At 48.7% G+C, this 13,641-nt stretch carries 8 protein-coding genes; 7 read left to right on the top strand and 1 reads right to left on the bottom strand.

All coding sequences use genetic code 11. From position 1 onward, the window contains the following. Positions 1 to 175: 175 nt before the first annotated feature. From ABGI61_RS13035 to ABGI61_RS13005, 7 genes are all read left to right on the top strand, one after another. Entirely contained in the window at positions 176 to 5,014 is a 4,839-nt protein-coding gene (locus ABGI61_RS13035) for an NAD-glutamate dehydrogenase (protein ID WP_347601765.1), read from the top strand. 64 nt (positions 5,015 to 5,078) lie between these two features. After that, positions 5,079 to 6,089, top strand: coding sequence for a quinone-dependent dihydroorotate dehydrogenase (gene pyrD / locus ABGI61_RS13030; RefSeq protein WP_347601763.1), 1,011 nt, complete (start codon positions 5,079 to 5,081; stop codon positions 6,087 to 6,089). Between the two features lie 114 nt (positions 6,090 to 6,203). Then, complete coding sequence (locus ABGI61_RS13025; RefSeq protein ID WP_347601761.1) at positions 6,204 to 6,719, top strand: cell division protein ZapC domain-containing protein; 516 nt, start codon at positions 6,204 to 6,206, stop codon at positions 6,717 to 6,719. Between the two features lie 77 nt (positions 6,720 to 6,796). After that, positions 6,797 to 8,014: a class I SAM-dependent methyltransferase gene (locus ABGI61_RS13020; RefSeq protein ID WP_347601759.1), complete on the top strand. Its 1,218-nt coding sequence runs from the start codon at positions 6,797 to 6,799 to the stop codon at positions 8,012 to 8,014. A 72-nt stretch (positions 8,015 to 8,086) separates the two neighbouring features. Continuing rightward, positions 8,087 to 9,301 (top strand): chromate efflux transporter, encoded by a 1,215-nt coding sequence (gene chrA / locus ABGI61_RS13015; RefSeq protein WP_347601757.1) that lies wholly within the window; start codon positions 8,087 to 8,089, stop codon positions 9,299 to 9,301. Between the two features lie 107 nt (positions 9,302 to 9,408). Beyond that, the gene (locus ABGI61_RS13010) at positions 9,409 to 10,098 is read left to right on the top strand and encodes a glutathione S-transferase family protein (protein WP_347601755.1); all 690 of its coding nucleotides are present in this window, start codon (positions 9,409 to 9,411) and stop codon (positions 10,096 to 10,098) included. Positions 10,099 to 10,176: 78 nt separating this feature from the next. Next, positions 10,177 to 11,691: an alanine/glycine:cation symporter family protein gene (locus ABGI61_RS13005; RefSeq protein WP_347601753.1), complete on the top strand. Its 1,515-nt coding sequence runs from the start codon at positions 10,177 to 10,179 to the stop codon at positions 11,689 to 11,691. Between the two features lie 88 nt (positions 11,692 to 11,779). On the opposite strand, the gene ABGI61_RS13000 is transcribed toward ABGI61_RS13005, so the two are convergent. Continuing rightward, positions 11,780 to 13,627: an ABC transporter ATP-binding protein gene (locus tag ABGI61_RS13000; RefSeq protein WP_347601751.1), complete on the bottom strand. Its 1,848-nt coding sequence runs from the start codon at positions 13,625 to 13,627 to the stop codon at positions 11,780 to 11,782. Positions 13,628 to 13,641 lie beyond the last annotated feature (14 nt).

Raw genomic sequence — 13,641 nt, 5'->3', positions numbered from 1 at the left:
TAAGGCAGATGAATAAGTTGTCAGAGCCCTTAAAAATCACTGGTTTAACCAGCATAAAAGCGGCAAATAGTGCTCGAAAAGCGCTACAATAGTCACTACACTGCGCACCTGACACGCTCTGGTTTGTTCGGTAGCGCCTGCTGTTAAAAGCAGTGACTGCAAAAAGGATACAAAAATGGCACTGATAGACGGTCAACCCTCTGTACTACTACAAAACGTAAATAAACTCATAAAACAAAAAGTAAAAGATCAGGTCAGTCTGGTCGAAAAGTTTGCCTATACGCTGTACGGTAACATGTCTAATGAAGATTTGGTGGGCCGTAATGACAGCGACCTATACGGCGCAGCATTAAGTTTATGGCAAACCTTTAACGACCACGCTGAGCCGGCGGCGAAAATTCGGGTATTTAACCCGGAAATTGCCAAATTCGGTTGGGAGTCTAAACACACCATAGTCGAAATTGTGGTGCAGGACATGCCATTTCTGGTTGACTCAGTGCGCATGGCGTTAAGCCGTCAGAGTATTACCGCGCATTTATTACTGCATTATCCGCTGCAGACTGAGCGTGACAGTAAAGGCCGTATTACAGACTTTTTCAAACTGGGTAGTAAAGCTAAAGCCAGCACCCAGCAGACGGTGTTTCATATTGAAATAGACCGTATGACGGATAAAGCAGCCATGACAGCGTTGACCGACGAGCTGCATTCTGTAATGGAAGACGTGTCTCTGGCGGTGCAAGACTGGCAGCCGGCACGGGAAAAACTGCAGCAGGTGATTAAAGCGCTGCCTAAAACAGCGGGTAAAGCCAGTGCTGAAGAAGTACAGCAAACCACCGACTTCTTAAATTGGCTGGCCAAAGATAACTTTACGTTACTGGGGTATCGCGAATACAACATTAGCCCGGTGAAAGGTGATTATAAAATCAGCGGTATCGACGATACCTCACTGGGATTAATGCGCCGCTCAGCGTCACGTGATCTGATGTTGTCAGAGCTGCCAGAAAGTGGTCGCAAGCAAGCAGTAAACAGCAGTTTATTGATTTTGACCAAAACCAATAACAAATCCCGTGTACACCGGCCGGCTTACATCGATTACATCGGTGTGAAGAAGTTCGATAAAGACGGCAAGGTGATAGGTGAAGATCGTTTTATCGGTTTATATTCATCATCACTGTACAATAACAGTGCCGCCGACATTCCGCTGCTGAAGAACAAACTGGCAGCGGTGATGAATAAGTCTGAGTTTGCTGTTGGCACGCATGCCTATAAAGCCTTACTGAATATTTTAGAAACCTATCCGCGCGATGAACTCATTCAGGCCACGGCAGATGAGTTGCTGCATGTGGCGATGGGTGTGTTACAAATGCAAGAGCGTGATATGACGCGGCTGTTTATGCGTAAAGACAGCTTTGGCCGTTTTGTCACCGCCATGGTGTATGTGCCGCGCGAGCGTTATAACACTCAGCTGCGTAAAGAGACCCAAGCTATTTTACAACGGGCTTTGGGTAGCGATGAGCCGGTAGAGTTTACCACCTACTTTTCTGAATCTGTGTTGGCCCGTACCCACTATTTAGTGCGGATCAACGATAGCCATGTCGAGTATAAAGTGAAAGATATTGAGCGTAATCTGGTAGAAGCGGCCAGAACCTGGGAAGATAAATTAGAAAGTGCCCTGATTGGTGTGTATGGCGAAGCCCGCGGCCGTGAGTTAATTACCAAGTATGTCAACGCGTTTCCGCGCAGTTACAAAGAAGACATGCTGCCTAACGATGCGCTGGTCGATATCGGCAAGCTGGAAGCGCTCAATGATGATCACAAACTGGAAATGCTGTTTTACCGGCCGCAGGAAGAGCGCGCTGACAGCAAGGCGGTACGGTTAAACCTGTTCCATAAAGATCACCCCATCCATTTGTCAGATGTGTTGCCGATGTTGGAAAACTTTGGCCTGCGTGTCATTGGTGAAACGCCCTATGCTGTGAAATGTGCCGATGGCTCTGTCAGCTGGGTATTGAACTTTGCCATGGAGCTTAACTGCGCCGTGCCGGCAGATTTTGAAGCTGCACAACAATCCTTCCAGGAGTCTTTTGCCAAGGTATGGAATGGGCAGTTAGAAGATGACGGCTTTAACCGCTTAATATTAGGTGCAGGCTTAAACGGCCGCGAAGCCTCATTACTGCGCGCTTATGCTAAATACAAACGGCAAATTGGTGGTACCTTCAGCCAAGCGTATGTGGAAAGCACCTTTGCCCGTTATGCTGAGCTTGCAAACTTGCTGGTGCAGTTATTTAACAGCAAGTTTGCGCCTAACAGTAAAGCAAATGCCAAGAGCATTGAAAAGCTGGAAGAGCAAATCGCCGGTCAGTTGGAGCATGTCGCCAACCTGGATGATGACCGTATTATCCGTCGCTTTGTCGATATGATAAACGCCACTTTGCGCACCAACTATTTCCAGAAATTGAACGACGGTGCCGACAAGCCGTATATCTCTTTTAAAATTAAGTCTGACTTAATTCCGGATATGCCACTGCCAACACCGATGTTCGAGATTTTTGTCTACTCGCCAAGGGTAGAAGGTGTGCATTTACGCTTTGGTAAAGTCGCGCGGGGCGGTTTACGTTGGTCTGACCGTCGCGAAGACTTCCGCACCGAAGTGCTGGGCCTGGTAAAAGCACAGCAGGTTAAGAATACCGTTATTGTGCCGACCGGTTCAAAAGGTGGTTTTGTTTGTAAAAAGTTACCGGAAACCGGTGGCCGCGAAGCCTTCCTTAATGAAGGTAAAGACTGCTACCGCACCTTTATCCGTGGCTTGCTGGATGTCACCGATAACATCGTGCAGGGCGCGATAGTACCACCAAAAGATGTGGTACGGCTGGATGAAGATGACCCGTATCTGGTGGTGGCAGCGGACAAGGGCACAGCAACCTTCTCGGACATTTCTAACAGTATTTCCGAAGAATACGGCTTCTGGTTGGGTGATGCCTTTGCCTCAGGCGGCTCTAACGGGTATGACCACAAGAAAATGGGTATTACCGCCCGTGGCGGTTGGGAGTCTGTGAAGCGGCACTTCCGTGAAATTGGTATTGATTGTCAGAACACCGATTTTACCTGTGTCGGTATAGGTGATATGGCCGGTGACGTGTTTGGTAACGGTATGTTGTTATCAAAGCATATTCGCTTGCAGGTAGCGTTTAACCATATGCACATTTTTGTCGATCCGAACCCGGATGCAGCAAAAAGCTGGGAAGAGCGTAACCGTATGTTTAACCTGCCTACCTCAACCTGGGATGACTACGATAAGTCACTGATCTCTGAAGGTGGTGGTATTTTCCTGCGCAGTGCTAAAGCCATTAAGTTATCACCGCAAATGAAAGAAATGCTCGGTACCAGCAAAGCCAGCATGACACCAAATGAGCTGATCCGCGAAGCGCTGATGATGCCGGTAGATCTGATTTGGAACGGCGGCATTGGTACCTATGTTAAGGCAACCAATGAGACTCATGCTGAAGTAGGCGATCGGGGCTCTGAGCCGCTGCGGGTGAATGGTAAAGAGTTAAAAGCCAAGATTTTCGGTGAAGGCGGTAACCTGGGTTGTACCCAGCGCGGCCGGATTGAATTTGCCATGAACGGTGGCCTAATCAACACTGACTTTGTTGACAACGTAGGCGGCGTAACCTGTTCAGATAATGAAGTTAACATCAAGATCCTGCTAAATACTCTGGTCGCAGGGGGCGATTTAACCCTGAAGCAGCGTAATAAACTGCTGCTGGATATGACAGATGATGTTGCCGCTATCGTTATTAAAGACTGTTACCGGCAAACGCAAAGTATCAGCATTTCGTCACTGTTAGGCGCTGAGCAGTTAAAAGAATACACCCGCTTTATCCACACGCTGGAAAAAGACGGCAAGTTAAACCGTGAGCTGGAGTTTTTACCATCTGACGATGAGCTAGCCGACCGTATGGCCAAAGGTCAGGGCTTAACCCGGCCTGAGCTGTCAATACTAACGGCCTACGGCAAAATGGTGTTAAAAGAGCGTTTGGTACTGCCGGAAATTTATGAAAACCCGTACTTTAAACGCCAGTTGTTTGGTAATTTCCCGCAAATGCTGCAGGATAAATTTGCCGCCCAGATGGAAAACCATCCGTTAAAAGCCGAAATTATTGCTACTAAGCTGGCCAATATGTTGGTTAACGAAATGGGCCCCAACTTTGCTCAGCGTATGCAGGAAGAAACCGGTGCCGGTGTCGGCGAAGTGACCTTATGTTACGCCATCGCTCGTGACCTGTTTGACATGGCCAGCGTTTGGAAGAAACTGGAGCTGTTAGACAACGTTATCCCGGCTGCATTGCAAAGCAAGTTGCTGCACCAGTTGCGCCGTACCATGCGCCGCGCGACCCGTTGGTTCCTGCGCCACCGTAACAAGGCACTGGATATTCAGCAAACAGTCGATTTCTTCAAGCCAGCCTATCAGCAATTGGGTAAAGAGCTGAACAGCTATTTAGCTCAGGCTGAAGTTGAACAGCTGCAGCAAAAGCAAACGCTATTAACGGAGCAGGGTGTACCGGAAGATATCGCGCAGTATCTGGCGCAGTTAAGCACCGTGTTCTCTGTAATGGATATTGCCCAGGTGGCCGATGCAGAAAAAGTGCCGCTGGCCATGGTGGCTGAGATTTACTTCAAACTGGGTGATAAGTTAGATCTGCATTGGTTCTTAGAGCAGATCACCAATCAGCCGGTAGCTAACCACTGGCAGGCACTGGCACGCGCGTCATATCGCGAAGAGCTGGACTGGCAACAAAGGGCTCTGGCGGCTGTTGTGGTGCGCAGCTGTGGCAAAGTCTGTGCAGCGGATGAGGTAATCAGCAGCTGGATCACTGAGCATGATGCGCTGTTAGAGCGCTGGCGTTTAATGCTGGCAGAGTTTAAAACCACCAAGAGCCATGAGTTTGCTAAATTCTCGGTGGCACTGCGTGAATTAATGTTGTTAAGTCACCACTGTGACCCTGTAAAATAACGCTCACAGTGGCTAGAATACCCCGGCTGGTCCGGGGTATTTTTTTATTGCAAGAAGGCAGCTTATGTTTTATCCGATAGCACAGAAAATCATGTTCGCCTGTGACGCTGAGCGCTCACATAATTTTGCCCTGGGCGGTCTTAAACGCCTGGCACATACGCCGTTAAACGCCCTGTGGCGGCAACAACTACCCTCAAAGCCGGTAACCGTAGCCGGCATTACCTTTGATAATCCGCTGGGGCTTGCCGCCGGGCTGGATAAAAACGCCGAATGTATTGATGCTTTTGGTCAAATGGGCTTTGGGTTTATCGAGGTGGGCACGGTGACACCCAGGCCACAGCTGGGTAATGATAAGCCACGTATTTTTCGCCTGCCACAGTCTGAAGCCATTATTAACCGGATGGGTTTTAATAATAAAGGCGTTGACTATCTGGTCGAGAATGTGAAAAACGCCAGTTACAAAGGCGTGCTGGGCATTAATATCGGCAAAAATAAAGACACGCCGAACGAGCAGGGCAAAGATGATTACGTACACTGTATGCGTAAAGTGTACGCTCACGCCAGTTATATCACAGTGAACATTTCGTCCCCTAACACACCTGGGCTGCGTGATCTGCAATTTGGTGACGCCTTGTTTGATTTGTTGCAAAGCGTGAAAAATGAGCAGTTGGATTTGCAGGCACAGTACGATAAATATGTGCCGGTCTTTGTTAAAATTGCGCCGGATATGGACAGTGTTGCAGTGCAGCAAGTGGCTGAAACCTTGCTGAAAAGTAAGATGGACGGCGTTATTGCTACTAACACCACGTTGGACAGAAGCCTGGTGCAAGGCCAGCGCTATGCCGATGAGGCCGGTGGCTTAAGCGGTTTACCGGTGCGTGATAAAAGTACCGAAGTCTTGCGCCAGTTACGTTTAGCGGTTGGCGCCAAACTGCCGATTATTGGTGTTGGCGGCATTAACGATGCACAATCAGCACAGGAAAAACTGGCCGCAGGTGCCAACTTGCTGCAGGTGTATACCGGCTTTATTTACCATGGCCCGGCGCTGATTAAACAGATCGTCAACAGCTTATAAGGATCAGTAGCTGATCATCTGCTGTTAGAACAAAATAGTCTTTAACATCATGATCAGCTTAGTGTATTTCTGTAACTGCATAATTAATCAACAACTTATTTTAGCAGGATGCCTATGTTAAGGCCGTCAGAGCGTTGGTACTGGACCTATTGTCCGACAAAAGACCGTTTGTTACTGGATATCAGTGACGATGCCCAGTTCTGCTCGCCTTTTCCTGCAGCACAGCTTATCAGCCAGCCTGCACAACAAGCGTTGTCGATGGCCGAAGCCGAAATGTTTTGGGCTATTGACAACAGCTTGCAGACATTGGCGTTGCCGCCAGAGGTTCGGCTGGAAATTTGTCTTACGGCATTATCCTGTGCTTTTGTGCTGCCACAAGGCCATAAAAGTTGGTATTTTCAGGCGTATAGCGAGTACTGCCCAAAAGCGTTTGAGCTGGTGCAGTTAAGCGGCAACACTAGCCAATATGCACTGGTTTTAGCATCAGAAGGACAAAGCTCAAGCTGTTTACTGTTGGGTGAGGTTGATACTCTGTCCGGAAAGACTCTGCCACGCCTGCAGCTTTTGCGGCTATTAAACAACCGCCTGTTGCCACTGCAACAAAGCGCACAATATCGTCAAAGCGCCTGATAACCCAACGATACTATTTCCCTGCAACAGCGTCTGGCTTACACTAGGCGCTTTGTTGTGTCAGAGCCCCATAGATTATGTCTCAAACTGCGGTTTCATCTGAGTTAACTGATTTTATTAAACGGTTAGCGCATGCACTGGACACCCGGCAACTGGAAAAGCTGGTACTTAGTAAGTACAAAGGCAGTGAGCCCCTTAAACAGCTGCAGATCCGGCCGGTAATATTAAAAGAGCAGTGGCAGCTTAGTTTTACCTTTAAATATCAAACCAATGATGTGACGCAAAATTTCTCAGCTGAACAGGCGCTGATACAGCTTAGCCAGATGCTGGGGCAGCAGTTTTTTGCCGCCAATCTATTTACCGCAGTGCAGGAAGGACAACTTACTATCAGTAAAAAAGGTAAAGCCTTATACCGTGAAGTAAAACGCAGCCAGGCAACATCATCAGAGACAAAAGCGGGCAGCAGCATAGCTGGGCATGATAGGCAGAAAAAACGTTATCTGGAACTTTCCCGGCCCTTTTTACGTGAGCTTGGCGTTACCGACAGCCAGCAACAGCTGATTCCGGCAATGTCGCGTAAGTGGAAGCAGATTAATAAATTTATCGAGATATTCTCCGGCGCCGTCGAGGACTGCGGCCTGGCCGACCGGCAACAGTTACATGTGGCTGATTTTGGTTCGGGTAAAGCCTACCTTACCTTTGCCGTACACGACTACTTAACCAATACACTGGGGCTGGAAGCTCAGGTAACTGGCGTTGAGCTGCGGCAAAATCTGGTCGACCTGTGCAACAAAACCGCCAATACATTAAGCCTGAATGGCATCCGCTTTGAGCAGGGCGATGTAAAGCATTTTAAAGCGCGTGGTATTAACGTGATGATTGCTCTACATGCCTGCGATACCGCCACCGATTATGCCATTCACATGGGTATTGCCACTGGCGCTGAGATCATTATGTGCTCGCCGTGCTGTCATAAGCAGATCCGGCCGCAAATGAGCTTACCGCCGGTGTTGGCGCCTATGCTGATGCACGGTATTCATTTGGGGCAGGAAGCGGAAATGGTTACTGATAGCTTACGCGCTTTATTACTGGAAGCGCATGGTTACGATACCAAGGTGTTTGAATTTATCTCGCTGGAACATACCAGTAAAAACAAAATGATCCTGGCCACCCGGCGCAAAAAGCCGCGGGATAACACCGCCACGCTTGAACAAATTGCTGCCATTAAACAGTTTTATGGTATTAAACAGCACTGTTTGGAGAGCCTGTTACAGGCACAACCGGTTAAGGATTAAGCCAAATAGCTTGCAAAACAAGTTATTAACACTCTAGCATAAGACTATGTTTTGGTATCTGATCATCCAATAATGGCCGTGCAACGCTTTGTCTCGCTGTGGCAACTGTTCGGGATATTTTTCCGTCTTGGCTGCACCAGTTTTGGTGGGCCAGTGGCGCATCTGGCCTATTTTCGTCACGAATTTGTGCAGCGGCGTCAATGGTATACTGAGCAGGACTATGCCCAGACAGTTGCACTGTGTCAGTTTCTGCCGGGCCCCGCCAGTTCACAAGTAGGTATGGCAATTGGTCAGCGCTGTGGCGGTTATTGGGGGGCTCTTATTGCCTGGTTGGGGTTTACGTTGCCCTCTGCCATCTTGCTGCTGGGTTTTGCGTATTTTTATCTTAATGCTGCTGACAGTCTGGGCTACTACTGGATAAAAGCACTGAAACTTGTGGCCGTTGCGGTAGTGGCACAAGCCGTTTGGGAGATGGCTAAAAGCCTGTGTCCGGATAATCTGCGTGTTACTGTGGCCATACTCACTGCCTGTTTGCTGTTGCTGGTATCAGGGGTGTTGGTACAAATTGCACTGATGCTGGTGTCTGCGCTAATTGGCTGGCGTTTTATCGGCGAAGACGCGACACATCATGACAAAGCGCCCGATAGCACTGCAGTGTTCAACAGCAGACCCGTTTTCTTAAAACCAATACTTTTATTACTGTTGTTTTGTGCCTTACTACTGATATTGCCCTGGTTTGCAGCCAGCAGTACGCATGATGGCACTAAACTATTCGACCACTTTTTTCGCGCTGGAGCACTGGTGTTTGGTGGTGGGCATGTGGTGTTCCCTCTGCTGCAGGTAGAGTTGGTGCCGGGCTGGCTTAGCCAGGATGCGATTTTAGCCGGGTATGGTGCAGCACAGGCGGTTCCCGGCCCATTGTTTACCCTGGCAACCTACTTGGGAGCAGTAGCTACACCACTTACTGCTTGGAAGGGGGCTCTTATTGCCACATTGGCAATATTTTTACCGGCGTTTTTGTTGCTATTTGCAGTGTTACCCTTATGGCAGTACTTTAGCCGTTATCAGGCTATGCGCCGTGCTATTGCTGGCATTAACGCTGCCGTAGTGGGTATATTATTAGCTGCGCTTTATAACCCGGTGTTTACCAGTGCCGTGAGCCATAATTACGATCTGGCTGCGGTACTGCTTGCCTTTGTTGCTCTGGTACATTGGCGCTGGCCGCCGCAGATACTGGTTGTGCTCGCTGCAAGCGCTGCAGTGATATGGCAACTAGTTGTTGGCTAAGGTTAGATAACACGGCGTTAAGTCGTGTTTTTTAGATACAGTTACTACTGTAACAGTGAAAGCCTGTTAGTGTTTAAAATAAACCTATACCAAACAAGGAGTGTGCTATGCGTGAGTTGTATATTGCTAACAAAAATTACTCGTCCTGGTCGCTGCGTCCCTGGTTGTTAATGCGTCAGCTACAAATTCCATTCATCGAGCAATTAGTTCCCTTTAGCCAACAAGGCAATTTTGAAAAATTCCGTACCTTTTCGCCAAGTGGCAAAGTACCTTGCCTGGTACAGCAGCAACTGGTGGTTTGGGATTCGTTGGCGATTACGGAATACCTGTACGAGCATCATTCTAATGTCTGGCCCAAGGAGAGCAGAGCCCGAGCTTTTGCCCGCAGTGCCGCTGCCGAAATGCACTCAGGTTTTAGCGCACTGCGTAATATTTGTGGTATGAGTTGTCGCCATCGGGTGAAGTTACATCAGATAAGCGCACCATTACAGCAGGATCTTGACCGGTTAAGTGAGTTATTTGAGCAGGGGCTAAACGAATTTGGTGGGCCTTTTCTTGCCGGCAGCCAATTTAGCGCTGCGGATGCTTTTTTTGCGCCAGTGGCGTTTCGTATGCAAAGCTATGGTTTGACGTTTAGCGACACAGCACAGCAGTATTTGCAGCGTTTATTAGCCTTGCCCGCGATGCAAGATTGGTATCAACAAGCGCTGGCAGAGCCGTGGCTGGATGAAGCACATGATGAAGAAGTGGCGCAGTATGGTCAAATTACCGCAGATCTGAGGCAGCACAGCGGTTAGCGTAGCTATTGTGTTGTCGATATGGCAAATTAAGCGCCGTATAACTATAAGATGTAACAATAACTATAAGGAAGGGAAATGGAAGGCTTTATTAGTGCGCTAAACAGCATTATCTGGAGCCCGGCACTGATTTATCTGTGTCTTGGCGCCGGTTTGTTTTACTCAATTCTGACCCGTTTTGCTCAGGTGCGGCATTTTAAAGAAATGTGCAAGCTACTGCTTAACAACAGCGAGTCAGATAAAGGCATCTCATCATTTCAGGCACTGGCTGTGTCATTATCTGGCCGGGTCGGCGTAGGTAACATTGCAGGTGTCGCTGCAGCTATCGGTTTTGGTGGCCCAGGTGCCATTTTCTGGATGTGGGTGGTAGCCTTTTTAGGTGCCAGCACAGCCTATGCAGAGTCCACCCTGGGTCAGCTGTACAAAGTGGAAGAAAATGGCCAGTACCGTGGTGGCCCGGCGTACTATTTTGAGCGTTGCCTGGGTTGGCGCTGGCTGGGCGTCCTGTTCGCAATTTCAGCCATTATTGGCTGTGGTATTTTCCTGCCGGGTGTACAGGCTAATGCGGTTGGTAATGCCGTAACGCAGATTTTTGGTGACGGTAATATGGTGGTGACAACCTTTGGTGAGGTGGGCACCTATAAGCTGATTGCTCTGGCCGTGATCCTGATTGTGCTGGCGTTTATCATCTTTGGCGGCATCAAGCGTATTGCCCATTTTACTCAGATAGTGGTGCCTTTTATGGCCTTGGGCTATATCGTGATGGCGCTTATTGTGGTGTTTTTAAATTTGGACAAAGTACCGGGCATTTTCAGCCTGATTTTAAGCGATGCCTTTACAGCACAGGCTGGTTTTGGTGCAGCCATTGGTTGGGGGGTAAAACGCGGCATATATTCTAACGAAGCCGGGCAGGGTACCGGCCCACACGCGGCGGCTGCCGCTGAAGTAGACCATCCGGCGCAGCAAGGTTTAGTGCAGGCTTTTTCAGTTTATGTAGATACCTTATTTGTCTGTACTGCAACTGCACTGATGATTTTAATCACGCAGCAATACAATGTGGTCGGTGAACTTACAGACGGCACTTTCATTGTGCAAAATGTTGATGCTGCAACAGAAATTGGTTCTGCGGCGTTTACACAAATGGCACTGTTAAGTGTATTCGGTAACTTCGGTCAGGTGTTTGTCGGTCTGGCGCTGTTTTTCTTCGCGTTTACCACCATACTGGCGTACTACTACATTACCGAAACTAACGTTGCTTATTTAAACCGGGTATTTAATAACAAACTGCCGAGTATCGTATTTAAACTGCTGCTGATGTTTATGGTGGCGTATGGCACGGTAAATAGCGCTGGTTATATCTGGAATATCGGTGATATCGGCGTAGGCTTAATGGCCTGGGTTAATGTGCTGGGTATTCTGGTTATCTTCTTTATGTACAAGCCTACCATGCGTTGTCTGCGTGACTTTGAAGAGCAGAAGAAGGCCGGCGGACCTATTACCTTTGACCCGGTAAAATTGGGCATTACCAACGCCACGTTCTGGGAGAACAAGTTAGCAAAAGCCAAGGCCGAGCAAGATAAACATCTGCCCTAAACGCCCTAGCTATTAATGGCAAAAAGCCCGTAACGAGTTACGGGCTTTTTTATGCTGCAAGCTTTCAGGTTATAAAACAGGCTTAGCTTTATTCCACGCCAATAAAACCACCGGTTTGGTGCGCCCATAACTGGGCGTAAATACCACCGCTTGCAATCAGTTCACTGTGCGTGCCTTGCTCGACTATACGGCCCTGATCCAGCACGATTAACCGGTCCATCTGCGCGATAGTAGACAAGCGGTGGGCAATAGCGATTACCGTCTTGCCTGCCATCAAGGTATTCAGGCTGGCCTGAATAGCCGCTTCAACTTCAGAGTCCAGCGCCGAGGTGGCTTCGTCCAAAATTAAAATCGGTGCGTTTTTAAGTAGCACCCTGGCAATGGCAATTCGCTGTCGCTGACCGCCGGATAACTTAACACCACGCTCGCCTACCTGAGCATCAAAGCCGGTATTGCCCTTAGGATCGGTCAAATCACTAATAAAGTCACTGGCTTCTGCCTGCTCAGCGGCCAGTAGCAGCTCGGCCTCTGTCGCATCGGGTTTGCCGTATACAATGTTGTCTCGCACCGAGCGGTGCAGTAAGGAGGTATCCTGAGTCACCATGGCAATATGGCGGCGCAAACTTTCCTGGCTGACCTGGCTGATATCCTGGCCATCGATAAGGATTTTACCGGACTCGACATCGTAAAAACGCAGTAGCAAATTAACCAGCGTTGATTTACCGGCGCCTGAGCGGCCGACCAGACCGACTTTCTCGCCGGGTTTAATGGTGAGTTGTAAATCTTGCAACACTGGTGCTTTGCTGTTTTCTGCGGCCGCTTTGCCATAATTAAAGCCAACATGGTCAAAACAGATGGCGCCCTGGGTTACGTTAAGTGCTTTGGCACCAGTGACATCCTGTACCTGAGCCGGTTGTGACAGCGTGGTAATACCATCGGCCACAGTGCCGATATTTTCAAACAGGCTGCTGATTTCCCACATGATCCACTGCGCCATACCGTTTAAGCGCAGTGCCAGGCTGACGGCTATGGCAATAGCGCCAACACTGATCGCGCTGTCGGCCCACAAATAAATAGACAAGGCGGCAATAGCGAAGACTAAAAAGTAGTTGAGTGTTTGTACCGACACGCTTAAACCGGTGGCCAGGCGCATTTGCCGGTACACTGGTTTTAAGAACACTTCCATGCTGTCGCGGGCGTAAGCTTCTTCGCGGTTGGTGTGTGAAAACAGCTTAATGGTGGTGATATTGGTGTAGCTGTCGACAATGCGGCCGGTCATCTCTGAGCGTGCATCAGCCTGACGGGTAGAGGCTGCTTTTAACCGGGGCACAAAGTAGAACTGCATACCAATATAAACCGCCAGCCATATCAGCATTGGAATGATTAAGCGTATGTCGGCATCGGCAATAAAAAACAGCATAGAGCCAAAATACACCAGAATGTATACCATCACGTCCAACAGCTTCATTACTGTTTCACGCACTGCCAGCGAGGTTTGCATCACTTTGGTGGCAATACGACCGGCAAAGTCATTTTGGTAAAAGCTGATGCTCTGGCGCAGTAAATACCGGTGTGCCAGCCAGCGGATCGACATAGGATAATTACCCAGCAGGGTTTGATGCACAATAGCGGCGTGAATAAAACTCAACACTGGCAGCAGTATTACGGTAACCACTGCCATTTTAATTAAAGTGGCGCGCTCATTAGTTAACAACGATTGCGGATCGTTTTGCACCAACCAATCGACTAACTGGCCCATAAAACTGAATAACGACACCTCCAGCATTGCCAGCAAGGCGGTGCTTATCGACATCAGAATTAATGAGGTTTCCATACCGCGGGTATAATGGCGGCAAAAGGCAAACAAGCCCTTGGGCGGCTGAGTGGGCTCAGTGGCAGGGAAGGGCTTTATGATCCGTTCGAAAAAACTCAACATCGCGGCTACTCGTT

It is taken from the genome of Rheinheimera fenheensis (assembly GCF_039871805.1).
Lineage (GTDB): Bacteria > Pseudomonadota > Gammaproteobacteria > Enterobacterales > Alteromonadaceae > Alishewanella > Alishewanella fenheensis.
Note: the sequence above shows the minus strand (reverse complement) of the source record. Positions and strands in the feature narration are given on the sequence as shown.

Bases quoted from the DNA above. Each gene is read 5' to 3' on its own strand.
- ABGI61_RS13020 (WP_347601759.1), top strand. From the start codon at position 6,797: ATGTCTCAAACTGCGGTTTCATCTGAGTTAACTGATTTTATTAAACGG.
- ABGI61_RS13025 (WP_347601761.1), top strand. From the start codon at position 6,204: ATGTTAAGGCCGTCAGAGCGTTGGTACTGGACCTATTGTCCGACAAAA.
- chrA (WP_347601757.1), top strand. From the start codon at position 8,087: ATGGCCGTGCAACGCTTTGTCTCGCTGTGGCAACTGTTCGGGATATTT.
- ABGI61_RS13005 (WP_347601753.1), top strand. From the start codon at position 10,177: ATGGAAGGCTTTATTAGTGCGCTAAACAGCATTATCTGGAGCCCGGCA.
- ABGI61_RS13035 (WP_347601765.1), top strand. From the start codon at position 176: ATGGCACTGATAGACGGTCAACCCTCTGTACTACTACAAAACGTAAAT.
- ABGI61_RS13010 (WP_347601755.1), top strand. From the start codon at position 9,409: ATGCGTGAGTTGTATATTGCTAACAAAAATTACTCGTCCTGGTCGCTG.
- ABGI61_RS13000 (WP_347601751.1), bottom strand. From the start codon at position 13,627: ATGTTGAGTTTTTTCGAACGGATCATAAAGCCCTTCCCTGCCACTGAG.
- pyrD (WP_347601763.1), top strand. From the start codon at position 5,079: ATGTTTTATCCGATAGCACAGAAAATCATGTTCGCCTGTGACGCTGAG.